General features: G+C 66.5%; 22 protein-coding genes and 1 pseudogene. 15 read left to right on the top strand and 8 right to left on the bottom strand.

All coding sequences use genetic code 11. The features are described 5' to 3' along the window. The first annotated feature begins 1 nt into the window (after nt 1). From C2U58_RS11220 to lpdA, 4 genes are all read left to right on the top strand, one after another. Nucleotides 2–526: a DNA-deoxyinosine glycosylase gene (locus tag C2U58_RS11220; protein WP_102946133.1), complete on the top strand. Its 525-nt coding sequence runs from the start codon at nt 2–4 to the stop codon at nt 524–526. A 156-nt stretch (nt 527–682) separates the two neighbouring features. Then, the gene (aceF, locus tag C2U58_RS11215) at nt 683–2,398 is read left to right on the top strand and encodes a dihydrolipoyllysine-residue acetyltransferase (protein WP_102945933.1); all 1,716 of its coding nucleotides are present in this window, start codon (nt 683–685) and stop codon (nt 2,396–2,398) included. Between the two features lie 56 nt (nt 2,399–2,454). Then, nucleotides 2,455–3,069, top strand: a complete 615-nt coding sequence (locus tag C2U58_RS11210) for a hypothetical protein (protein WP_102945932.1) — start codon at nt 2,455–2,457, stop codon at nt 3,067–3,069. Between the two features lie 17 nt (nt 3,070–3,086). Then, on the top strand, nt 3,087–4,889 hold the full coding sequence (gene lpdA / locus C2U58_RS11205; RefSeq protein WP_102945931.1) for a dihydrolipoyl dehydrogenase: 1,803 nt from the start codon (nt 3,087–3,089) through the stop codon (nt 4,887–4,889). Between the two features lie 87 nt (nt 4,890–4,976). On the opposite strand, the gene C2U58_RS11200 is transcribed toward lpdA, so the two are convergent. Then, nucleotides 4,977–5,792, bottom strand: coding sequence for a hypothetical protein (locus C2U58_RS11200; protein WP_102945930.1), 816 nt, complete (start codon nt 5,790–5,792; stop codon nt 4,977–4,979). 446 nt (nt 5,793–6,238) lie between these two features. Between C2U58_RS11200 and C2U58_RS11195 the strand changes: the two genes are divergently transcribed. From C2U58_RS11195 to glmU, 10 genes are all read left to right on the top strand, one after another. After that, the gene (locus tag C2U58_RS11195; RefSeq protein ID WP_171966783.1) at nt 6,239–6,607 is read left to right on the top strand and encodes a hypothetical protein; all 369 of its coding nucleotides are present in this window, start codon (nt 6,239–6,241) and stop codon (nt 6,605–6,607) included. Nucleotides 6,608–6,638: 31 nt separating this feature from the next. Then, on the top strand, nt 6,639–7,433 hold the full coding sequence (gene atpB, locus C2U58_RS11190; protein ID WP_102945928.1) for a F0F1 ATP synthase subunit A: 795 nt from the start codon (nt 6,639–6,641) through the stop codon (nt 7,431–7,433). Nucleotides 7,434–7,496: 63 nt separating this feature from the next. Continuing rightward, nucleotides 7,497–7,799, top strand: coding sequence for a F0F1 ATP synthase subunit C (gene atpE, locus C2U58_RS11185; RefSeq protein ID WP_070208721.1), 303 nt, complete (start codon nt 7,497–7,499; stop codon nt 7,797–7,799). Nucleotides 7,800–7,907: 108 nt separating this feature from the next. Then, the gene (locus C2U58_RS11180; protein ID WP_070208722.1) at nt 7,908–8,378 is read left to right on the top strand and encodes a F0F1 ATP synthase subunit B; all 471 of its coding nucleotides are present in this window, start codon (nt 7,908–7,910) and stop codon (nt 8,376–8,378) included. 3 nt (nt 8,379–8,381) lie between these two features. Next, complete coding sequence (locus C2U58_RS11175; RefSeq protein WP_070208723.1) at nt 8,382–8,909, top strand: F0F1 ATP synthase subunit delta; 528 nt, start codon at nt 8,382–8,384, stop codon at nt 8,907–8,909. A 44-nt stretch (nt 8,910–8,953) separates the two neighbouring features. Next, the gene (atpA, locus tag C2U58_RS11170; RefSeq protein ID WP_102945927.1) at nt 8,954–10,501 is read left to right on the top strand and encodes a F0F1 ATP synthase subunit alpha; all 1,548 of its coding nucleotides are present in this window, start codon (nt 8,954–8,956) and stop codon (nt 10,499–10,501) included. Nucleotides 10,502–10,580: 79 nt separating this feature from the next. Further along, nucleotides 10,581–11,444 (top strand): F0F1 ATP synthase subunit gamma, encoded by an 864-nt coding sequence (atpG, locus tag C2U58_RS11165; RefSeq protein WP_102945926.1) that lies wholly within the window; start codon nt 10,581–10,583, stop codon nt 11,442–11,444. Between the two features lie 38 nt (nt 11,445–11,482). Further along, nucleotides 11,483–12,889 (top strand): F0F1 ATP synthase subunit beta, encoded by a 1,407-nt coding sequence (gene atpD / locus C2U58_RS11160; protein WP_102945925.1) that lies wholly within the window; start codon nt 11,483–11,485, stop codon nt 12,887–12,889. Nucleotides 12,890–12,891: 2 nt separating this feature from the next. Continuing rightward, complete coding sequence (locus C2U58_RS11155; protein ID WP_070208725.1) at nt 12,892–13,314, top strand: F0F1 ATP synthase subunit epsilon; 423 nt, start codon at nt 12,892–12,894, stop codon at nt 13,312–13,314. A 98-nt stretch (nt 13,315–13,412) separates the two neighbouring features. Continuing rightward, nucleotides 13,413–14,777, top strand: coding sequence for a bifunctional UDP-N-acetylglucosamine diphosphorylase/glucosamine-1-phosphate N-acetyltransferase GlmU (gene glmU / locus C2U58_RS11150; RefSeq protein ID WP_102945924.1), 1,365 nt, complete (start codon nt 13,413–13,415; stop codon nt 14,775–14,777). Nucleotides 14,778–14,781: 4 nt separating this feature from the next. Here glmU and C2U58_RS11145 read toward each other — a convergent pair whose 3' ends face one another. From C2U58_RS11145 to C2U58_RS11115, 7 genes are all read right to left on the bottom strand, one after another. Beyond that, a complete protein-coding gene (locus C2U58_RS11145; protein WP_102945923.1) occupies nt 14,782–16,137 on the bottom strand; it encodes an ATP-binding protein in 1,356 nt (451 codons plus the stop codon). Next, nucleotides 16,134–17,477 (bottom strand): sigma-54 dependent transcriptional regulator, encoded by a 1,344-nt coding sequence (locus C2U58_RS11140; RefSeq protein ID WP_102945922.1) that lies wholly within the window; start codon nt 17,475–17,477, stop codon nt 16,134–16,136. The genes C2U58_RS11145 and C2U58_RS11140 overlap by 4 nt, the downstream gene beginning before the upstream one ends. 78 nt (nt 17,478–17,555) lie before the next feature. Continuing rightward, nucleotides 17,556–17,966, bottom strand: a complete 411-nt coding sequence (locus C2U58_RS11135; RefSeq protein WP_102945921.1) for a PDZ domain-containing protein — start codon at nt 17,964–17,966, stop codon at nt 17,556–17,558. 1 nt (nt 17,967) lies between these two features. Further along, the gene (locus C2U58_RS11130; protein WP_102945920.1) at nt 17,968–19,188 is read right to left on the bottom strand and encodes an FtsX-like permease family protein; all 1,221 of its coding nucleotides are present in this window, start codon (nt 19,186–19,188) and stop codon (nt 17,968–17,970) included. 16 nt (nt 19,189–19,204) lie between these two features. Beyond that, nucleotides 19,205–20,506 (bottom strand): ABC transporter permease, encoded by a 1,302-nt coding sequence (locus C2U58_RS11125; RefSeq protein WP_102945919.1) that lies wholly within the window; start codon nt 20,504–20,506, stop codon nt 19,205–19,207. Between the two features lie 10 nt (nt 20,507–20,516). Next, a complete protein-coding gene (locus C2U58_RS11120; RefSeq protein WP_102945918.1) occupies nt 20,517–21,236 on the bottom strand; it encodes an ABC transporter ATP-binding protein in 720 nt (239 codons plus the stop codon). A 29-nt stretch (nt 21,237–21,265) separates the two neighbouring features. After that, nucleotides 21,266–22,534 carry an efflux RND transporter periplasmic adaptor subunit gene (locus C2U58_RS11115; protein ID WP_102946132.1) on the bottom strand — a complete coding sequence of 423 codons (1,269 nt, stop codon included), beginning with the start codon at nt 22,532–22,534 and terminating at the stop codon, nt 21,266–21,268. A gap of 211 nt (nt 22,535–22,745) precedes the next feature. Here C2U58_RS11115 and C2U58_RS11110 point away from each other — a divergent pair. Beyond that, a pseudogene (locus C2U58_RS11110) lies at nt 22,746–23,358 on the top strand (glutamine--fructose-6-phosphate aminotransferase); the annotation flags it as partial.

Raw genomic sequence — 23,358 nt, 5'->3', positions numbered from 1 at the left:
CGTGACGAAACCACTGCACTGCATCGGTCTGTCTGCGCAGGCCGCGACCGATTGTCGCGTGCTGGTACTGGGGTCGATGCCGGGTGTTGCGTCGCTGCAGGCGGCGCAGTACTACGCGCACCCGCGCAATCGGTTCTGGCCGTTGATGGCGGCACTCACCGGCATCGATGCCACCACGCCGTACCTCGAGCGCCTGCGCGCGTTGCAGCTGGCAGGCGTCGGTCTGTGGGATGTGATCGGGCAGTGCCAGCGCACCGGCAGCCTGGATACGGCGATCGTGCGCGGCAGCGAGGTCCCCAATGCGCTGTCCGCGCTGATCGCCGGCCTGCCACGGCTTGCGGCGATTGCCTGCAACGGGGCCACTGCACACCGTGCCTTCGTGCGCTGGGTGCAACCGCAGCTGGACCTGCGTGCGGCGGCGCTGCCGGTGTGGTCCTTGCCCTCGACCAGCCCGGCCAATGCCGGTTGGCCGCTGGGCAGGCTGCGGGCGGCGTGGCAACCGCTGGCCGATGTCCTGGCGCACTGAGCGGAACAGCAGCGGGACAATACGGTACCGACTGGAAGCGGCTGCAACAGGCTGTCCCGGAGCGGGGGTGGTGAAAGTTGCCCAAGCCGGTTGGCGCTGGCGCCTCCTGCCCTCACAATAGGCGATTCCCTACACCAGATTGCCGGAGTTATCCCCATGGCCGAAATCAAGGAAGCACTTGTCCCCGATATCGGTGACTACAGCGATATCCCGGTAATCGAGGTGCTGGTCGCCGTTGGTGACACCGTCAAGAAGGACCAGGGCCTGGTCACGCTGGAGTCGGACAAGGCCACGATGGAAGTGCCGTCCTCGGTCGCTGGCGTGGTCAAGGAAATCAAGGTCAAGGTCGGCGACAACCTGTCCGAGGGCAAGGTCGTGGCGCTGATCGAAGTGGCCGACGCCGCTGCAGCACCGGCCCCGGCCGCTGCTCCGGCTCCGGCTCCGGCCAAGGCCGCTGCGGCCGCCGCGCCGGCCCCGGCTACCCAGAGCGCACCGGCCGCCGCGCCGGCTGCCGCCGGTGGCACGGTCGAAGCAACCGTCCCCGACATCGGCGATTACACCGACATTCCGGTGATCGAAGTGCTGGTCGCCGTGGGCGACACGGTCAAGAAGGACCAGGGCCTGGTCACGCTGGAATCGGACAAGGCCACCATGGAAGTGCCCTCGTCGGTTGCCGGCGTGGTCAAGGAAATCAAGGTCAAGGTCGGCGACACCCTTTCGCAGGGCAAGGTCGTGGCGATCATCGAAGCCGACGGCGCTGCCGCACCGGCTCCGACCAAGGCGGCTGCTGCCGCGGCCCCGGCCGCTGCCGAAACCGGCACCAAGGTGGAGCCGGTCGCCGTGCCGGCCCAGCCGGACAAGCTGGCTGCCCGCGAGATCGCCAGCGCCCCGTCGGCCGGCAACCCGAGCAGCCCGCCGGTGCAGTTCAACGCCGACAGCGTGCTGCCGGCCAAGGTGCCGTATGCCTCCCCGGCGGTGCGCGTGTTCGCCCGCGAGCTGGGCGTGGACCTCAACCAGCTCACCGGTACCGAGAAGGGCGGCCGCATCACCAAGGGCGACGTGCAGAAGTTCGTCAAGTCGGCCCTGACCGGTGGCGCTGCCGTGGGCGGTGGCACCGTCGCTGCGGGCGGCGGGCTCAACCTGCTGCCGTGGCCGAAGGTCGACTTCAGCAAGTTCGGCGAGGTTGAAACCCAGCCGCTGTCGCGCATCAAGAAGATCTCCGGGGCCAACCTGGCGCGCAACTGGGCGATGATTCCGCACGTCACCCAGTTCGAACAGGCCGACATCACCGACCTGGAAGGCCTGCGCGTGGCGCTGAACAAGGAGAACGAAAAGGCCGGCATCAAGCTGACCATGCTCGCCTTCCTGATCAAGGCCAGCGCCGCGGCGCTCAAGCAGTTCCCGGAATTCAACGCATCGCTGGATGCGGCCGGTGAGAACCTGACTCTGAAGAAGTACTTCAACATCGGCTTTGCCGCCGACACCCCGAACGGCCTGGTCGTTCCGGTGATCCGCGACGTCGACAAGAAGGGCGTGGTGCAGATCGCGCAGGAAACCGGCGAGCTGGCCAGGAAGGCGCGCGACGGCAAGCTGGGCCCGGCCGACATGAGCGGTGGCTGCTTCTCGATCAGCTCGCTGGGCGGCATCGGCGGCACCGCGTTCACCCCGATCGTCAATGCGCCGGAAGTGGCCATCCTGGGTGTGTCCAAGTCGTCGATCCAGCCGGTCTGGAACGGCAAGGAATTCGCCCCGAAGCTGATGCTGCCGCTGTCGCTGAGCTACGACCACCGCGTCATCGACGGTGCGCTGGCCGCACGCTTCACCGCTTACCTGTCGCAGGTGCTGGCCGACATGCGGCGCGTGCTGCTGTGATCGAGCGGGCTGCGGTTTCCCGGCAGCGGGGCAGGGCCCCGCTCTACGGCCTGGCGATGGCGTTGGCCTTCGTGCCGGCCGCCCATGCGGCCTGCACCACTGAGCTGGGGCATGGATGGCCGCCGGCGGTGGGCAACTACGGCCAGGCGGTGGAAACGCTGTTCGTGGGCAAGGCGCAGCCGATGCTGTCGTTGGTCACCCTGCCCAAGGGCGGGGTGGAAACCGGCGTGGCGCTGCTGCCCGGCACCCAGGACCAGGCGTGGACGCTGCGCTTCAGCAAGGCCGACAAGCGCGTGTACACCTGGAACAACAGTGCACGCGGTGGTGGCGTTGAGCTGCGCGTGGACCAGGAGCCGGACCAGTACCAGGTCGCCATTCCCGCTGCCCTGGCCCAGCGCCTGGTGCGCAGCTGGCGCAGTGCGCTCGACGCAGGCGTTCCGGCCGACCGCAAGGCGCCGATCACCGACGGCGAAGTGCTGTCGTTCCAGGTCGATGGCGAACGCTACAGCGGTCCGCGCTGGGAGTGCGGTGCCGGCAAGCTGATGATGAAACAGGTGGCGCTGCTGATCGAAGCCAGCGACACCAAGGAAAAGAAGCTCGACCGTCGCTGGCAGGATCTGGACGAGTCGCTCGACGAACTGCAGCAACTGCTCGCCGGCACGGCCGGCTGAGACCCAGGAGAACACGCATGGCCGCTATTGAAATCAAGGTTCCCGACATTGGCGATTACAGCGCCGTCCCGGTGATCGAACTGCTGGTCGCGGTGGGCGACACGGTGAAGAAGGACCAGGGCCTGGTCACGCTGGAGTCGGACAAGGCCACGCTGGAAGTGCCGTCTTCGGCCGCCGGGGTGGTCAAGGAAATCAAGGTCAAGCTCGGCGACACGCTGTCCGAAGGCGACGTGGTGGTGGTGCTGGACGCCGAAGGCGCCGCTGCCGCTGCGCCTGCCGCCGAGGCGCCGAAGGCCGCCGCACCGGCCAGCAAGCCGCCGGTGACCCCGTCGCACCGCGCCCCGGCCGAACCCGCCGCGCCGCAGCCGGCACTGTCCTCGGGCAAGCCGGCCGACATCGAGTGCCAGATGGTGGTGCTGGGCGCCGGCCCGGGCGGTTACACCGCTGCATTCCGCTCGGCCGACCTGGGCGTGGACACCGTGCTGATCGAGCGTTACGCCAGCCTGGGCGGGGTCTGCCTCAACGTGGGCTGCATTCCCTCCAAGGCGCTGCTGCACGCTGCGGCGGTGATCGACGAAGTGGCCCACGCCGGCGACTTCGGGGTGGAGTTCGGCGCGCCGACCATCACCCTGGACAAGCTGCGCGGCTACAAGGAAAAGGTGGTCACCCAGCTGACCAAGGGCCTGGCCGGCATGGCCAAGCAGCGCAAGGTGCGCACCGTGCAGGGCGTGGCGACCTTCGTCTCGGCCAACGAGCTGGAGATCGTCGGCGACGACGGCAAGACCCAGCTGCTGCGGTTCCAGCAGTGCATCATCGCCGCCGGTTCGCAGGCGGTGAAGCTGCCGAATTTCCCGTGGGACGACCCGCGCGTGATGGACTCCACCGACGCGCTGGAGCTGGCCGACGTGCCGGGTTCGCTGCTGGTCGTGGGTGGCGGCATCATCGGGCTGGAAATGGCGACCGTGTATGCCGCGCTCGGCAGCAAGGTCACCGTGGTCGAGTTCATGGACCAGCTGATGCCGGGCGCCGACAAGGACCTGGTCAAGCCGCTGGCCGATCGCCTGAAGAAGCAGGGCGTCGAGGTTCATCTCAAGACCAAGGCGTCGGGCGTCAGCGCCGATGCGAAGGGCATCACGGTGACCTTCGAAGCCGCATCCGAAGGCGAGAAGCCGGGTCTGGAGCAGGGCACCTTCGATCGCGTGCTGGTCGCGGTGGGCCGCTCGCCCAACGGTAAGAAGATCGGCGCGGAAAAGGCCGGCGTGGGCGTGACCGAGCGCGGTTTCATTCCGGTCGACCGCCAGATGCGTACCAACGTGCCGCACATCTTTGCCATCGGCGATATCGTCGGCAACCCGATGCTGGCCCACAAGGCCACGCACGAAGGCAAGCTGGCCGCCGAAGTGGCCTCGGGCGAGAAGAAGGAGTGGGTGGCGCGGGTGATTCCGTCGGTGGCCTACACCAACCCGGAAATCGCCTGGGTCGGCGTGACCGAGACCGAAGCCAAGGCGCAGGGCCTGAAGGTCGGCGTGGCCAAGTTCCCGTGGGCCGCCAGCGGCCGCGCGATCGGCATCGGCCGCACCGAAGGCTTCACCAAGCTGATCTTCGACGAGGACACCCACCGCATCATCGGCGGTGCGATCGTTGGCGTGCATGCTGGCGACCTGCTGGCTGAGATCGGCCTGGCCATCGAGATGGGTGCCGAAGCCGAAGACATCGGCCACACCATCCACGCCCACCCGACGCTCAGCGAGTCGGTGGCGATGGCTGCGGAGATCTACGACGGCACCATCACCGATCTGTACATCCCCAAGAAAAAATAACGCGGTAGACCCAACAAAAAACCCGGCGAAAGCCGGGTTTTTTTTAACCTGGACGTAGAGCCGGGCTCTGCCCGGCTCCAACACGCCTCAGAACGAAACGCTGATACCCGCCACCGGACCCTTGAACTCCTGCTTCAGGCCGATCGTGCCGTCGCGGCCACTCTGGTCAACGTCAAGGCGGAACCAGTCGTAGCCGGCGAAGAGGCCGAAGTTGTCGGTGAACTTGTAGTCCACGATCACATTGGCGCGGGTCAGGTCGCCGTCGTAGTCGTCGAAGTTGCCCCAGTCGGTGTTGAGGTACTGGCCCTGCGCGGTGATCATCCACTTTTCCGAGGGGGTGATGGTGAAGCGTGCACCCACCACCGGCGCGATGCCGTCGGCCTTCTCGTCCAGGAACGTGCCGTTGTACACGGTGCCCAGGTCGGCGTACGCCTTGGTGCTCACCTTGGCGTATTCCGCACCCAGCTGCAGGCCCAGATCAAAGGTCTCGGTGTCCACCACCGAGTAGTCGTACACCAGGCTGGCCACCTGGTACTTCAGTTCGCCCTTGACGAAGCTGCCGGCCGGGACGGTTTCACCGCCGAAGCTGATGCCGTCGTCCAGCGTTTCGCGGCGGTCCTTGTCGTACTTGAAGTAGTTGAAGATCAGGCGCTGGCGGTTGCTGATGCGGAACAGGCCGTCGACGCGCGGCTCCCATTCCTTGCCGCCCAGGCCGAAGTCCTCATCGAAGCCCACGTCCTGGCCCAGCACCGTGGTGTTGCCGCGGATGGTGTTGTCCGAGTCGATGTTCATGGCGCCCAGGCGCAGGGCGAAGCGGTCGTCGCCCTCGGCTGCACTGGCCGAGGTGGCGTGGGTGAGTGCGGCCATGGCCAGCGGCAGGGCGAGCAGCGGAAGCAGACGCATCGGGGTGTCCTTGCAGTGATTCGGGGGAATTGGAATCACTCTGCCTTAGCGGCGCGTCCACCATTCGTGAACGTATGGTGGAGGGGGCGTGTACCGTTCATCGGGCGGGCGCCCGGAAAAGAGCGGCCCCGGAGAGAGCTCGGGGCCGCTCGGTACCGGCCTGCACAGGGGCGTCGACGAGGATCGAATGGACAGGCCGAACAGTCAGACTGCCGTCCGCGACGAAAGTTCAATATGCTGCGCCGCAAAAATGAATTGGGACCCCGGATGGCGGGTTCGACCCGCCGACGCCCGCAAAATCTGTGGCGATGCAGCAACTTGCGGCGTCCGGGATGAACGGGGGGCGGTTGTCTCGCAAATTGTCCCGTTGCTATAATTTGGCGGCTCGACGAGGCAAAGCACTTGCTGCCTCGGCCACTCTTCCCACAACCATGCAGGACATACGTGTGCTGAACTCCGTTGACGCGGGTCGGCGACTGATGCTGCGCGCAGCGGTCTACCCGCTGGCCGCAGTGGCTGTCCTGGCCCTGGCCTTCCTGCTGCTGGCAGGTCCGAAGTACGCCCTTGGGGCGCTTGCGTCGGGTGTCGCGGTATCGGCAGGCGGCTGGGTCGCGGCACGGATGGCGCTGGGGGGCGGGGTGCAGGCGGCGGGTTCGGCCATGTCGCGGCTGATCCTGGCGGTGGTGGCGAAGTGGGCGCTCGTATTCGGTGTCCTGGCGGTGGGTTTCGTGGTCTTCAAGCTGCCTGCACTGGCGCTGCTGGCCGGAATCGCCGTCGGACTGATGTTCCAGGTCCTGGCTCTGGCCAGGCGCTGATCCAATTTATTTAACTCAAGGTTCCGGACACATGGCAGGCGAGGCGCTTACACCCACCTCCTACATCCAACATCACCTGCACAACCTGACGTTCCATATGCAGGAAGGTGGTTTCTGGGCTATTCACGTCGACACCATTGTGACTTCGGTCGCGCTGGGTTTGTTGATGGTGTTTGGCTTCTGGCTGGCCACCCGCAAGGCGACCGCCGGCGTCCCGGGCAAGTGGCAGGCGTTCGTGGAGATCTGCCTCGAGTTCGTCGACCGCCAGGCCAAGGACACCTACCACGGCACCAGCAAGCTGGTGACCCCGATCGCGATCACGATCTTCTTCTGGATCCTCCTGATGAACCTCATCAAGATGATCCCGGCCGACTTCATCGCCCTTCCGCTGGAAGCGCTGGGCGTGCCGTACTGGAAGCCGGTCCCCACCGCCGACGTCAATGCCACCCTGGGCATGTCGATCAGCGTGTTCTTCCTGATGCTGTTCTTCGCGCTGCGTTCCAAGGGCCTGGGTGGCTTCACCAAGGAATTCCTGACCGCGCCGTTCGGCAAGTGGATGATGCCGTTCAACCTGATCCTCAACATCGTCGAGTGGCTGAGCAAGCCGATTTCGCTGGCGATGCGACTGTTCGGCAACATGTTCGGCGGCGAAATCGTGTTCCTGCTGATCTGGGTGCTGGGCAGTGCCGGCATCATGGGCGCCCTCGCGGGCGGTGCCTTCGGCCTCGGCTGGATGCTGTTCCACCTGCTGGTGATTCCGCTGCAGGCATTCATCTTCATGATGCTGTCGATCGTGTACCTGAGCCTGTCGGAAGACGCTCACTGAGTTTTCGCTTCACCCTTCATCCGTTTCATTACCCTTAGCAACTTAAGTTTCCGGAGATAACCCATGTACTTTGCCGTCCTGACCAACCTCGCCCAAGTCCAGAGCTCCACCGTCCTCGCCGTCGGCATCATGATCGGCCTGGCCGCGCTGGGTGCCGGTCTCGGTCTGGCCATCATGGCCGGTAAGTTCCTGGAATCGGCTGCCCGCCAGCCGGAACTGATCCCGGTACTGCAGGTCCGCATGTTCATCACCGCCGGCCTGATCGACGCCGCGTTCATCATCTCGGTCGCCGTCGGCCTGCTGCTGGCCTTCGCCAACCCGACCATCGCTGAATTCGTTGCGCGTCTGCCGGCTGTCGCGGGCTGATCCAGCGAAGACACGATCAGGCGCCTTGTGCGCCTGATCGCGGATGAAGGAACGGACGCGCCGCTCCTGCGGCGCTTCCACCCCGTCACCCCAGATTGAGCGAACCCCATGGAAATCGGTTTTACCCTCGTTGCCCAGGCACTGGCGTTCGCCGGTCTGATCTGGATCATCGCGACCAAGATCTGGCCGCCGCTGATGAACGCCATCGAAGAGCGCCAGCAGAAGATCGCTGAAGGCCTCGCCGCTGCCGACCGCAGCCAGAAGGATCTGGCCCAGGCGCAGGAAAAGGTCAACGAAGCACTGAAGGACGCGCGCACCAAGGCCAACGAGATCATCGACCAGGCCCATGCCCGCGCCAACCAGATCGTTGACGCCGCCAAGAATGAAGCCATCGTCGAAGCGAACCGCCAGAAAGAACTGGCCCACGCCGAGATCGAGGCTGCCGCAAACCGTGCCCGCGAAGATCTGCGCAAGCAGGTGTCCGTGCTGGCCGTGACCGGTGCCGAAAAGCTGCTCAAGCGCGAAATCGACGCCAACGCCCACAAGGCGCTGCTCGACGAGCTGGCCTCGGAGATCTGATCGATGAGCCAGGCCCTCACGCTTGCACGCCCGTATGCCCGCGCCGCGTTCGCGACCGCGCGCGACGAAGGCACGTTCGCGCCGTGGTCGGACGCGCTTGCGTTCTCCGCCCACGTAGCCGCAGATCCGCGCGTGTCGGCCCTGCTGTCGAACCCGGAACTGGACCGCGGCGATGCCGTCGCGTTGCTGGCGCCGGAATCGGCGGGCGAGTCGTTCGGTCGCTTCCTGGCCATCCTGGCCGAAGCGCACCGGCTGCCGCTGCTGCCGGAAATCGCAGGCATGTACGACCAGCTCCGCGCTGAAGCCGAACACGTGGTCAAGGCCACGGTGACCTCGGCCGCCGAGCTGTCCTCCACTGAGCTGGACGCCATCAAGGCCGCGCTGCGCAAGCGCTTCGGCCAAGACGTGGAGATCACCACCGCGATCGATGCTTCGCTGATCGGCGGTGCGGTGATCGACGCAGGCGACGTGGTGATCGATGGCTCGCTCAAGGGCAAGCTGTCGCGCCTGCAGACCGCGCTCGCTAACTGAATTCATTTAACGTCCGGCCTGACCGCCGGCACTAGGACTTGACGATGGCAACCACGCTCAACCCCTCCGAAATCAGCGAACTGATCAAGAACCGCATCGAGAAGGTCAAGCTGGCCGCGGAATCGCGCAACGAAGGCACCGTGACCAGCGTGTCCGACGGCATCGTGCGCATCTTCGGCCTGGCCGACGTGATGCAGGGCGAAATGATCGAACTGCCGAACAACACCTTCGCCCTGGCCCTGAACCTGGAGCGCGACTCGGTCGGCGCCGTGGTCCTGGGTGGCTATGAGCACCTGCGCGAAGGCGACGTGGCCAAGACCACCGGTCGCATCCTGGAAGTGCCGGTCGGTCCGGAAATGCTGGGTCGCGTGGTCAACGCGCTCGGCGAGCCGATCGACGGCAAGGGCCCGATCGCAGCCCAGCTTACGGCTCCGGTGGAGCGCGTTGCCCCGGGCGTGATCTGGCGCAAGTCGGTCGACCAGCCGGTGCAGACCGGTTACAAGTCGGTCGACTCGATGATCCCGATCGGCCGTGGCCAGCGCGAGCTGGTCATCGGTGACCGCCAGACCGGCAAGACCGCCCTGGCCATCGATGCGGTGATCAACCAGAAGGACACCGGCATCAAGTGCGTGTACGTCGCGATCGGCCAGAAGGCCTCGACCGTGGCCAACATCGTGCGCAAGCTGGAAGAAAACGGCGCGCTGGCCCACACCGTGGTCGTGGCCGCCACCGCTTCCGAATCGGCTGCCATGCAGTACATCAGCGCCTACTCGGGCTGCACCATGGGTGAGTACTTCATGGACCGCGGCCAGGACGCCCTGATCGTGTACGACGACCTGTCCAAGCAGGCCGTGGCCTACCGCCAGATCTCGCTGCTGCTGAAGCGTCCGCCGGGCCGTGAAGCCTACCCGGGTGACGTGTTCTACCTGCACTCGCGCCTGCTGGAACGTGCGGCCCGCGTCTCGGAAGAGTACGTGGAGCAGTTCACCAAGGGTGAAGTGAAGGGCAAGACCGGTTCGCTGACCGCGCTGCCGATCATCGAAACCCAGGCCGGCGACGTTTCGGCGTTCGTGCCGACCAACGTGATCTCGATCACCGACGGCCAGATCTTCCTGGAAACCGACCTGTTCAACTCGGGCATCCGCCCGGCCGTGAACGCCGGTATCTCGGTGTCGCGCGTCGGTGGTGCGGCCCAGACCAAGATCATCAAGAAGCTGTCGGGCGGCATCCGCATCTCGCTGGCCCAGTACCGTGAGCTGGCTGCGTTCGCGCAGTTCGCCTCGGACCTGGACGAAGCCACCCGCAAGCAGCTCGAGCGCGGTCAGCGCGTCACCGAGCTGATGAAGCAGAAGCAGTACGCTCCGATGTCGATCGCCAACCAGGCGCTGTCGATCTACGCCGTCAACGAGGGCTACCTCGACGACGTGCCGGTCGCCAAGCTGCTCGGGTTCGAAGAAGGCCTGCACGCCCACTTCGCCAACACCCAGGGCGAGCTGATCGGCAAGGTCAACGCCACCGGCGGTTGGGACAACGACATCGAAGCGGCCTTCAAGAAGGGCATCGCCGAGTTCAAGACCACCGGCAGCTGGTAAGACGCACGTGCGGCGGGCCATCCGGCCTCGCCGCACCGTTGAAGCAGCGGGGCATGGCCCCGCTCTACGGGAATAAGAGATGGCAAGCGGTCGCGAAATCAAAACCAAGATCAAGAGCGTGCAGAACACCCGCAAGGTGACCCGCGCGCTGGAGATGGTGTCGGCCTCCAAGATCCGCAAGGCGCAGGATCGCATGAAGACCTCGCGTCCGTATGCGCAGGCGATGAAGCAGGTGATCGGCCACCTGGCCCAGGCCAGCACCGACTACCAGCATCCGTTCCTGGTCCAGCGCGATGAGGTCAAGCGGGTCGGCTACATCGTGATCTCGTCCGACCGCGGCCTGGCCGGCGGCCTGAACAACAACCTGTTCCGCAAGATGCTGGGCGAAGTCCGCCAGTACCAGGAAAAGGGCGCCGAGATCGACGTGGTGACCATCGGCCAGAAGGCATCGACCTTCTTCCGCCGGGTCAAGGTCAACATGGTCGGCAGCGTCACCCACATGGGCGACGTGCCGCACCTGGAACAGCTGATCGGCGTCATCAAGGTCATGCTCGACGCCTTCACCGAAGGCAAGGTCGACCGCGTGTACCTGGTCTACAACCGCTTCATCAACACGATGGTGCAGAAGGCCAGCTTCGACCAGCTGCTGCCGTTGCCGGCTGCCGAAAAGCAGGTCGCGCACCATGACTGGGACTACCTGTACGAGCCCGACGCCGCCACCGTGCTCGAGCACGTGATGACGCGCTACGTGGAGTCGCTGGTGTACCAGGCCGTGCTGGAAAACGTGGCCTCCGAGCATGCAGCGCGCATGGTGGCGATGAAGTCGGCCAGCGACAACGCGAACAAGCTGATCGGAACCCTGCAGCTGGTCTACAACAAGGCCCGCCAGGCAGCGATCACCCAGGAAATCTCCGAAATCGTCGGCGGCGCGGCAGCAGTCTGACGCGCACAGTCAAAGCATTTAAATTAGAGGATGCAGCAATGAGTCAGGGCAAGATCGTTCAGATCATCGGCGCCGTCGTCGACGTGGAATTCCCCCGCGAGTCGGTGCCGAAGGTGTATGACGCACTGAAGGTGGACAACACCGAAATCACGCTGGAAGTGCAGCAGCAGCTCGGCGACGGCGTGGTCCGTTGCATCGCGCTGGGCTCCACCGACGGCCTGAAGCGCAACCTGGTTGCCACCAACACCAACCGCGCCATCTCGGTGCCGGTCGGTGCAGGCACCCTGGGCCGCATCATGGACGTGCTCGGCCGTCCGATCGACGAAGCCGGCCCGGTGGTCGCCAGCGACAGCTGGGAAATCCACCGTGAAGCCCCGTCGTACGAAGACCAGTCCCCGGCCACCGAGCTGCTGGAAACCGGCATCAAGGTCATCGACCTGATGTGCCCGTTCGCCAAGGGCGGCAAGGTCGGCCTGTTCGGCGGCGCCGGCGTCGGCAAGACCGTCAACATGATGGAGCTGATCAACAACATCGCCAAGGCGCACAGCGGCCTGTCCGTGTTCGCCGGCGTGGGTGAGCGTACCCGTGAGGGCAACGACTTCTACCACGAGATGAAGGACTCCAACGTCCTGGACAAGGTCGCGATGGTGTACGGCCAGATGAACGAGCCGCCGGGCAACCGTCTGCGCGTTGCACTGACCGGCCTGACCATGGCCGAGTACTTCCGCGACGAGAAGGACGAGAACGGCAAGGGCAAGGACGTGCTGCTGTTCGTCGACAACATCTACCGCTACACCCTGGCCGGTACCGAAGTGTCGGCACTGCTGGGCCGCATGCCGTCGGCCGTGGGTTACCAGCCGACCCTGGCCGAGGAAATGGGCGTCCTGCAGGAGCGCATCACCTCGACCAAGAACGGCTCGATCACCTCGATCCAGGCCGTGTACGTGCCCGCCGATGACTTGACCGACCCGTCGCCGGCGACCACCTTCGCCCACCTTGACTCGACCGTCACCCTGTCGCGTTCGATCGCCTCGCTGGGTATCTACCCGGCGGTCGATCCGCTGGATTCCACCAGCCGCCAGATGGACCCGCTGGTCATCGGCCACGAGCATTACGACACCGCCCAGCGCGTCCAGCAGACCCTGCAGAAGTACAAGGAACTGAAGGACATCATCGCCATCCTGGGCATGGACGAACTGTCCGAAGAAGACAAGCAGGCCGTGTCGCGCGCGCGCAAGATCGAGCGCTTCTTCAGCCAGCCGTTCCACGTGGCCGAAGTGTTCACCGGCTCGCCGGGTAAGTACGTGTCGCTGAAGGACACCATCCGCGGCTTCAAGGCCATCGTCGACGGCGAATACGACCACCTGCCGGAGCAGGCGTTCTACATGGTCGGCAGCATCGAAGAAGCGGTCGAGAAGGCCAAGAAGATGGCTGAGAAGGCCTGATCATGAGCACCATCCGTTGCGACATCGTCAGCGCCGAGCAGGAAATCTTCCGTGGTGAAGCGACTCTGGTCGTGGCTACGGGTGAGCTCGGCGAACTGGGCATCGCGCCCAAGCACGCCCCGCTGATCACCCGGCTGAAGCCGGGCAAGGTGGTGGTCACCACCCCGAATGGCGAACAACTGGACTTCGCCATCTCCGGCGGCATCCTCGAGGTGCAGCCGCAGGTCGTGACCGTGCTGGCCGACACCGCGATCCGCGCGCAGGACATCGACGAAACCGCGGTCCGCAAGGCCAAGGAAGAAGCCGAGCGCATCCTGGCCAATCGTGGCGAGGCGATGGAAGTGGCCGAAGCCCAGCAGAAGCTGGCCGAAGCCGTGGTCCAGCTGCAGGCGCTGGAGCGCCTGCGCAAGACCCTCAAGCACTGAGTTCCTGCTTACGCTGCACACCTCAACGCCGGCTTCCGCCGGCGTTGTTGTTTCCGGCATAGAATCGTTCCCATACCACCACGTACACGCCTGCCCCCATGACCCAAGCCCTGCACGTCATCATCCTTGCCGCCGGCGCTGGAAAGCGCATGAAGTCCGACCTGCCCAAGGTGCTGCAGCCGATCGCCGGCCGCCCGATGCTGGCGCATGTAATCGACACCGCGCGGCAGTTGCAGCCCCAGGCGATCCACGTGGTGTACGGCCATGGCGGTGAAGCGGTACGCGCCGCCTTCGCCGACCAGCCGGACCTGCAGTGGGCCGAGCAGCGCGAGCAGCTGGGCACCGGCCATGCCGTGCAGCAGGCCATGCCGCAGGTGCCCGACGAAGCCAAGGTGCTGGTGCTGTACGGCGACGTGCCGCTGATCCGGCTCGACACCCTGCAGCACCTGCTTTCGCAGCCGGGCCGGCTGGCGGTGCTGGTGGCGGACATGGCCAACCCCACGGGCTATGGCCGCATCGTGCGCAATGCCGAGGGCAAGGTCGGCGCGATCGTGGAGCAGAAGGACGCCAGCGAAGAGCAGCTGGCGATCCGCACCATCAATACCGGCATCATCACCGCCGACGCGACCGCGCTGCGCACCTGGCTGTCGCAGCTGTCCAACAGCAATGCGCAGGGCGAGTACTACCTCACCGACGTGTTTGCCTCGGCCGCGGCCGATTACACCCCGGCGGACATGGCCTTCGTGGCCGACGCGCAGGAAGCCGAAGGCGCCAACGATCCGTGGCAGCTGTCCCAGCTGGAGCGGGCCTGGCAGCTGCGCGAGGTTCGTGCGCTGTGCGCGCAGGGCGCGCGCGTGATCGACCCGGCGCGGCTGGACATCCGTGGCTCGGTGACGGTCGGTCGCGACGTGCAGATCGACGTCAACGTGATCCTGGAAGGCACCGTGGAACTTGGCGACGGCGTCAGCATCGGGCCGTTCACCCGCCTGAAGGACGTGAAGCTGGCCGCCGGCACGGTGGTCAAGCCGCACTGCGACCTGGAAGGTGTGGTCAGCGAAGGCGCGGCCGACATCGGCCCGTTCTCGCGGCTGCGCCCCGGTACGGTGCTGGCCGAAGGTTCGCACGTGGGCAACTTCGTGGAGACCAAGAAGGTCCACCTGGGGGTGGGCAGCAAGGCCAACCACCTCACCTACCTGGGCGATGCGGTGATCGGCAGCAAGGTCAACATTGGCGCGGGCACCATCACCTGCAACTACGATGGCGTGAACAAGTCGCAGACCACCATCGGCGACAACGCCTTCATCGGGTCGAACAGCTCGCTGGTAGCGCCGGTGACGATTGGCGAGCGGGCGACCATTGCGGCCGGTTCGGTCATCACGCGAAACGCGCCGGATGGCGAATTGACCGTTGCGCGGGCGCGCCAGCAGACCATCGAAGGCTGGCATCGCCCGGTGAAAAAATAAGCGATCAGGCCGGCAGGAAAATCGCCACGCACAGGCCGCCTTCGCGGCGGTTCTGCAGCGACACCCGGCCGCCGTGCGCTTCCACGATTTCGCGGGTGAGCGCCAGGCCCAGGCCGGTGCCGTTGCGCTTGGTTGAGTAGAACGGCATCAGGGCATTCTGCAGCACTGCTTCGTTCATGCCCTTGCCACGGTCGAGCACTTCGATGCGCAACCACTGCGGCAGCCGGGTCAGGCGCAATTCCACATCATCATTGGGCGGCTCGGCTTCCGAGCACGCCTCGTGCGCGTTCTTCAGCAGGTTCAACAGCGCCTGGCCCAGCTGGGCGATATCCACCCGGCCCTGCAGGTCGTCGGGAATCTCGGCCATGCGGAACGGGATCTGCAGCTGCAGCCCGCCCAGGAACTGCTTCCACTGCACGTTCTGCAGCTGCGGCTGCGGCAGCTTGGCAAAGCGCGCATAGCCGCGGATGAAGCCTTCCAGGTGCCGTGAGCGCTCTTCGATGGTGGTGAACACCTCTTCCAGGCGTTCGGTCTTGCCACGCCGCACCAGCTCGCCACCGGAGTGCGCCAGCGAGGCGATCGGCGCCAGCGAGTTGTTGAGCTCATGGCTGATCACCCGGATCACCTTCTTCCAGGTCTGCACTTCCTGACGGCGCAGCTCGGCGGTGAGCAGGCGGATCAGCAGCAGGTCGTGCGGGCGACCGTTGAGATGGAAGTTGCGCCGCGACAGGTGGTAGACCTGTTCGTCGTCTTCATCGCCGTCTTCGGCTTCGTCGCCCGGCCCACGTACCGCGAACAGGCTGTCGCCACCGCGCTCGATCGCATCGCGCAGTTCCACCGGCATGGTCTCCAGCACGTGCTGCATCGCCTGGCCTTCCAGCTTCCAGCCATTGTGCAGCAGCTTGCGGGCGGCCAGGTTGGAGAACACCACGCGCTGCACGCCGTCGCCGCCATTGGTCAGCAGCAGCATCGACACCGGCGTGTTCTGCACCATGGTGTCCAGCAGCAGTTCGCGCTGGACCAGGCCCTGGCGCTGTTCGCGCAGCACATCGCCCAGCTCGCGGTGCGCCTGCACCAGGTCGCCCAGTTCGTCGTTGCCCGGCCAGTACACGCTGAAGTTGTACTCGCCGTCGCGGTAGGTGCTGGTGGTGCCGGACAGCGCACGCAGCAGAGAACGGACCGGCGCGGTGGCGCGGCGCAGCGTCCACCACATCAGGGCGAGCAGTACGAGGGTGGACACCAGCGCCACCGCCCAGCCGCGGTCCATCCAGTAGGCCAGCAGCCACGGACCGGCTGCAGCCAGCGCCAGCACCGGCAGCAGGCGCAGGAACAGGCGGAAGGTAAACGAGGTGCGCTTCATTCGCGGGGGATGCCGTAGCGGTCCATGCGCCGGTACAGCGCCTGCCGGCTGAGCCCGAGTTCGGCGGCGGCCTGCGCGATGATGCCGTGGCTGTGCGACAGCGCCGATTCGATGCGGCTGCGGTCGGGGTCGGCGCCCGGTGTCGTCGCGCGCGGCGCAGGGGCCGCACGCGGCAGGTTGAGGTCGGCCACCTCGATGCGCGCACCCTGGGCGAGCAGCCCGGCGCGCTGGATCACGTTGCGCAGCTCGCGCACGTTGCCCGGCCAGGCGTGGCGCTGCAGCGCGCTGGCCGCAGCGCTGGACAGCGGCTTGCCATCGCCGAGGAAACGTTCGGCCAGTGGCAGGATGTCGCCGGGCCGCTCGGCCAGCGGCGGCAGCGCCAGCTCGACGGTGTTGAGACGGTAGTAGAGGTCTTCGCGGAACTGGCCATCGCGGATCATCGCCGGCAGGTCGGCGTTGGTGGCGCTGATCACGCGCACCTTCACCTGTCGCTCGCGGTTGGAGCCCAGCCGCTCGAAGCGGCCGGTTTCCAGCACGCGCAGCAGTTTCATCTGGCCGCCGAGCGAGAGGTTGCCGATCTCGTCCAGGAACAGGGTGCCGCCGTCAGCGGCTTCGAACTTGCCTTCGCGCGCCTTGTTGGCGCCGGTGTAGGCGCCGGCTTCGCTGCCGAACAGCTCCGCTTCGATCAATTCAGCAGGAATGGCCCCACAGTTCAGTGCCACGAACGGGCCCTTGGCCACCAGTGAATTGGCCTGGATGATCTCGGCGATCTTCTCCTTGCCGGCACCGTTCGGGCCGGTGATCAGCACCGGCAGTTCCGAGCGTGCGACCTGGCAGGCCAGGTTGACCACGCGTTCGCTGGCCGGGTCGGCCACCACCGCACCCCGCAGGTCGTAACGGGTTTCCAGCGCGGTCCGGTCGCGTTGTTCGCGCGCGCGGCGGCGATCCAGTTCGCGGCGGGTTTCCGAGAGCTCCAGCAGGTTGTTGACCGTGGTCAGCAGCTTGCGGTCGTCCCAGGGCTTGGCCAGGTAGTCGGCGGCACCGGCCTTGACCAGGTCCACCGCGCTGCTCAGGTGGGTCCATGCGGTCAGCAGGATCACCGGCAGGTCGGGGTGGCGCGCGCGGATCTGCTGGAACAGCGCTTCGCCCTCTTCGCCGGAGGTGGTGTCCTCGGTGAAGTTCATGTCCTGGATCACCAGGTCGATCGGCTGTTGTTCCAGCACCGCCAGCCCGGCCTCGGGCGACAGCGCGTGCAGCGCCTCGATGTCGTGCAGCGAGAACAGCACGTCCAGTGCCGTGGCCACGCTGGCGTTGTCGTCAATGATCAGGATCGAAGGCATGCGGCAGCAGGAGACCGGAAAGTAGGCAGAGAGTACCCGAGCGCCGGCCCCACCGGCAGGGTGGGGCCGGATCCGGGCTTACGGCCGTGACGGGGGCGCCGGAGGCGCAGGGGGCGCCGGCGGCGGTGGCGGCTGCACGGCCCGCCACGCGGCGGTCGGCACGCTGACCACCTCGACCCGTCCGGACCGGCGCACGGTGACGGGCACCGTGACCTTGTCGCTGCTGCTGAGCGCGGCGGTCAGATCGTCCACGCGCTGCACCGGCACGCCGTCCACGCGCAGGACCTGGTCGCCCGCCTGCACGCCGAAGCGCGCCGTGGGCGACGCTGCGACGATGGTGACTACGCCCTGTGCGGATTCCACGGTCAGCCGTGCGCCGTCCTGGCGCCAGTCCATGCGCGAGGATTCGCTGCGGCTGCTTTCCGCGCAGGCGGTGGTGGAGAGCAGTGCCAGCCCGAGCAAGGCGGCGCGGAGGAGGGGAGCGCCCATGTCAGGCGCTCCGGGTGGCGACGGCAGGCGGCACCGCCGCTGCGCGGTGGGCGGGCCCGAACACCGCGACCTGGCCCAGCAGCCACAGCAGGACCGCACCGATGGGCAGGTAGGCGATCGGCATGCGCGGCAGTTCGTAGGCGCTCATCAGCCAGAGGTTGATCGAGTACGCCAGCAGCATGCCGAGCACGATGCCGACCGTGGCCAGCAGGAAGTTCTCGGTCTGGAAGTAGCGCAGGATCTGGCCGCGGGTGGCACCCAGCGCACGGCGGATGCCGATCTGCTTGGTACGCTGCTGCACCCAGAAGCTGGCCAGGCCGACGATGCCCAGCGCGGTGACCACCAGCAGCGCCACGCACACCGTGATCAGCAGGCCGACCATCGCGCGGTCGTTCTGGAAGTACTTGGTGCGCTGCTCTTCATAGGTGAGCTTGGCGCGCACCATGCGGTTGGTGTCGACCTTTTCCAGCGCGGACACTGCAGCAGCCAGCACTTCCTGGCGGCGCGCGGCGTCGGTGACCCGGATCAGGTACAGGCCCATATCGTAGTTGACCCGCACCGGCAGGATCATCGAGTAGCCGGTGTCGGACTCCACCGTGACCGGGCGCGCCAGTTCCTTCACCACGCCGACGATGCGCAGCGGCATGCGGCCGCTGTAGATGGTCTTGCCCACCGCCTGGCCGTCCGGGAACAGCTTGTTTGCAGCTTTGCTGCTCAGGATCACCGCAGAACCGCGCTGTTCGATGGTGGCGTCCTTCTCCACGTCTTCCAGGTTGGCGAACTCATCGCCTTCGAAGTCGCGGCCGGCGACCAGCTGCAGGCCCATCGTATCCAGCGTGCCTTCGCTGGCGAAGAACTGCGCGGCGTTGAAGTTCGGCCGCTCCTGGTCGGGGATCAGCGACAGGCTGGTGTTCCAGGAGTTGCGGCGGAACGGCAGCTGGTTGATCGGCACCGCGTTCTTCACCCCGGGAATGGCCCGCAGCGCGGCCAGGTCTTCGCGGGTACGGGCGGTGGCGTTGACCTGGGTGCCGATGCCGCCCAGGCGCACTTCCAGCAGCTCCTGTTCGGCGATGCCGCTGGGCTGGTTGATTTTCTCCAGGCGCTGGCCGATCAGGAACAGCGCGTTGCAGACGATCGCGCAGGTCAGCGCGATCTCCAGCACGATGAGGGCGGCGGCAGTCTTGTGCCGGCGCAGCGTGGTCAGGATGGGTCGGATATCCATGATGTGCTCCGGATCCTTACTGCGATTTGAGTTGGATGGCGGGGGTGACCTGCATGGCGCGCAGCGCCGGCAGGAAACCGGCCAGCAGGCTGGCGGCCAGGGTCAGGCCGAAGGTGAGCAGCAGCATCTTGCCGTCCAGGGTGGCGAGCTTGGCGTAGTCCACCGGCTGCTGGCGTACCGCGTACAGGCCGAGCATCGCCAGCCCCAGGCCCATTACACCGCCGGCCAGACCGACCGTGCCCGCTTCCACCAGCGACTGCAGGAAGATCTGCCCACGGCTGGCGCCGAGTGCGCGACGTACGCCGATCTCGCCGCTGCGGCGCAGGAATTTCGCGAGCAGCAGGCCTACCGTGTTGATCAGGCAGACCGCCAGGAAGCCCAGGGCCAGCCACAGCTGCAGGCGCACGTCGCTGGGAACCACCTGCTGGAAGTCCAGCCACTCCATCACGTTGCGCAGGCGCACGTTCGACGGACGCTGGAAGCGGCCGGCTGCCTTCTGCTGCGCCGAGTAGTTTTCCAGGTACGCGCGGTAGTCGGCGGCGTCGGACGGCGAGGCCAGCTCCACCCAGTACTGCATCCAGGTGCACGGCGCGTTGAGCGCGGTTTCCTCGCCGTTGGCGTTGTCCCAGCAGTTCATGTTGCCGTTGCGGCCGAACTTGAGGTCCAGCGCGGTGGAGACCGGAACGAAGATGTCTTCGCTGTCGCCGTAGCGGCCGGTTTCCAGGTCGTAGAAGTGCGGGTTCGGGTTCCACTCCTTGAGCACGCCGACGATGTTGAAGGTGTGTCCGTCCATGCGCAGCGGGCGGCCCACGCTGTTCTGGCCGTTGAACAGCTTGTCGTTCAGCGCCTTGGAGATCACCGCGACCCGACCACGGCCTTCATCCTGGTCGGCCTTCCAGCCCTGGCCGAACTGGAACGGCGTGTCGAACATGGCGAAGAAATCGGTGGAGGTATAACGCGCGTCGGTGTCGAACGGGCGCAGCGTGCTGGTGTCCGGCTCCACGGTGACGCCACCGCCGGTCATCAGCACCTGGTGCTTGGCCTTCTTTTCGCGCAGCAGGGTTTCGCCGTCGTAGCGGGTCACCTGTTCTTCGGGCTCCTCGCTGGGCTGGTAGCCGATCATCGGGCGCGGGTCGACCTGCACGTTGAACAGGCGGTCGCTCTTCTGCGGGATGGGATCGCCGGAGAGCACATGGAACACGGTGAGGGTGGTCATCGAGGCGCCGATGCCGAGCGCGATCGCGGTCACCATCAGCGCGGTGAGCACCTTGTTGCGCCGGAAGCTGCGCAGGGCCAGTCGGAAGTAGTAGGCGAGCATGGTGGCGGCCTCAGTCGTTGACGGTGGCAACGGCAACGCGCGGGGTGGCCAGCACCGGTTCGCGCACCAGGTCGGTGGCCTGGCCGTCGACGATGTGCACGTTGCGCTGGGCACGCGCGGCCAGTTCCGGATCATGGGTGACCATGACGATGGTGGTGCCGGCGGCGTTGATCTCTTCAAGCAGTTCCATCACCCCGCGTGCCATCTGGGTGTCCAGGTTGCCGGTCGGTTCGTCGGCCAGCAGCAGGCGCGGGCTGCCGGCCAGCGCACGCGCGATCGCCGCGCGCTGCTGCTGGCCGCCGGAGAGCTCGGACGGGTAATGCTTCATGCGCGAGCCCAGGCCGACCTGCTGCAGTGCGTGTTCGATGCGCTGTTTGCGCTCGCTGGCGGACATGCCGCGGTAGCGCAGCGGTACGTCCACGTTGTCGAACAGGTTGAGGTCGGAAATCAGGTTGAAGCCCTGGAAGATGAAGCCGATCTTCTGGTTGCGCAGCCGGCTGCGGGCGTCGTCGCCGAGCTTGCTCACGTCCTGCCCGTCGAGCAGGTAGGTGCCGCTGGTGAAGGTCTCCAGCAGGCCGGCAATGTTCAGGAAGGTGGTCTTGCCGGAACCGGACGGACCGGTGACGGCAACGAACTCGCCTTCGCGAACGTGCAGGTCCAGCGACCGCAGGGCATGGGTTTCCACCTGTTCGGTGCGGAACACCTTGGCGACCGAGCGCATCTCAAGCATGGCTGTATTCCTTGTATGGGTAGGGTGGATCAGTTGATGGACACGCGTTCGGCGTCGCCGAACAGATCGCTGCCGGAGACCACGACCCGATCGCCGGGTTGCAGGCCAGAGAGGATTTCCACTTCGCCCAGGCTGCTGACACCCAGCTGGACCGGACGGCGCACCGCGGTGCTGCCATCCATGACATAGGCCTGGCCGTTGCCCTGCTCCACGAACGGGCCACGTTCGACCTTGATCACGTTGCGACGGGTATCGAGCACCACCCGGGCCTGCATGCGCTGGCTCTGGCGCAGGCCCTGCGGCGGCTTGTCGGTAAAGCGGATGCGGGCATTGACCTCGCCGGCCACCACTTCGGGCGACACCGCGCTGATCTCGCCGGCGAACGGCTGGCCGCTGCCGCTGGTGAGCTGCGCCGGGATGCCCAGCGACAGGTCGCGGGCGAAGCTTTCCGGCACCTTGATCTCGATCTCGAAGCGCGACAGGTCGACCACGCCCAGGATCGGGGCGTTGGCGGCCACCTGGGTGTGCTGGGTGGCCTGGACCTGGCCGACCTGGCCGTCGAACGGCGCGCGCAGGGTCAGCGCGTCCACCTGGCGCTGCACTTCGTCCACCACCGCGCGCTGGCGGTCGGCCAGCAGGCGCTTGTTGCGCGCGTCCAGGTCGGCGCCCTGGCCCTGCAGGCGGGCGTCGGTCTGGGCGTTGGCCAGGGAGATGTCGGCCTTCTTCAGGGTGTCGTTGGCCTTGGCCAGGTCTATCTGCGGCACCGCGCCGCCGTCGTAGCCGCGCTGGTAGCGCTGCAGGTCGCGCTCGGCGGCCTGGCGCTCGATGTTGGCCTGGTCGGTTTCCTTGCTGGCCTTGGCGCGGGCCAGGGTGGCGTCGAGCAGCGACCGGCTGGCTTCGGCTTCCAGGCCGGCCAGGGTGGCCTGTTCCTGGGCCAGCTTGCTGCGCAGTTCGGGGCTGTCGATCACCGCCAGCTCCTGGTCCTTCTTCACCACGTCACCGGCGACCACCTTCAGGTCCACGGTACCGGCGGAGATGGCGTACAGCACCGGGCTGTTGGCGGCGATCACCTTGCCGTCGGCGGCGAGGTCGCGGACCAGGTCGCCCTTCTTGACCTCGGCGATGCGGACGCGGGTGCTGTCGAATGAACGGCTGGCCCCCAGCCAGGCGCGGGCGGCGAAACCGATCGCCAGCACTACCACCAGGGCGGCGATGCCCGGCCACAGCCAGCGCTTCCACGGTGCCGCCGTGGCCGGGGTGGAAAAGGTCTGGTCCTGGGCAGAAGTGTCGCGGATCATCGGCTCGGTCGCGGTTGGGTTGCGGTAGTTGCGGTATACCAAGCACACCGCGTGCCAACTTCTGCGCCTTGTTAAACAGCCACTTACGAGCGGTACGGACGCGTCCGGGTGTCCGCGGACACTGTGCCGGACACTTTTGTTAAGCGGACAGCGGCGGGGTGCCGGCAGTGCCCACGCTAGAATGGGGCATCGACAGCAGGGATCTGAATCTATGTGCGGGATTGTGGGAGCGATCGCAGATCGCGATGTGGTGCCGGTACTGATCGAGGGTCTCAAGCGCCTGGAATACCGCGGTTACGATTCGTCCGGCATCGCCGTGCTGGACCGGACCCAGGCCCAGCCGGACGTGCGCCGGGTGCGCCGCACCGGCCGCGTGGCCGAGATGGAGAAGGCCGCGGCCGCCGAAGGCTTCGACGCCACCCTGGGCATCGGCCACACCCGCTGGGCCACCCATGGCGGGGTCACCGAAGCCAATGCCCACCCGCACACCAGCCACGGCGTGGCGCTGGTGCACAACGGCATCATCGAAAACCACGAAGCGCAGCGTGAGCGCCTGCGCGGCCTGGGCTACGTGTTCGAGTCGCAGACCGACACCGAAGTCATCGCCCACCTGATGCATTACAACCTGAAGAACGGCGACAGCCTGCTCTCGGCACTGCAGCGTACGGTGAAGGAACTGACCGGTGCCTACGCGCTGGCGGTGATGAGCCGCGCCGAACCGGACCACTTCGTCTGCGCGCGCATGGGCTGCCCGTTGCTGGTCGGCCTGGGCGAGGGCGAGAACTTCGTGGCGTCCGACGTGTCGGCGGTGATCTCGGCCACCC

It is taken from the genome of Stenotrophomonas sp. VV52 (assembly GCF_002893095.1).
GTDB classification, from domain to species: domain Bacteria; phylum Pseudomonadota; class Gammaproteobacteria; order Xanthomonadales; family Xanthomonadaceae; genus Stenotrophomonas; species Stenotrophomonas aracearum.
This window is presented reverse-complemented; position numbering and strand designations above follow the sequence as displayed.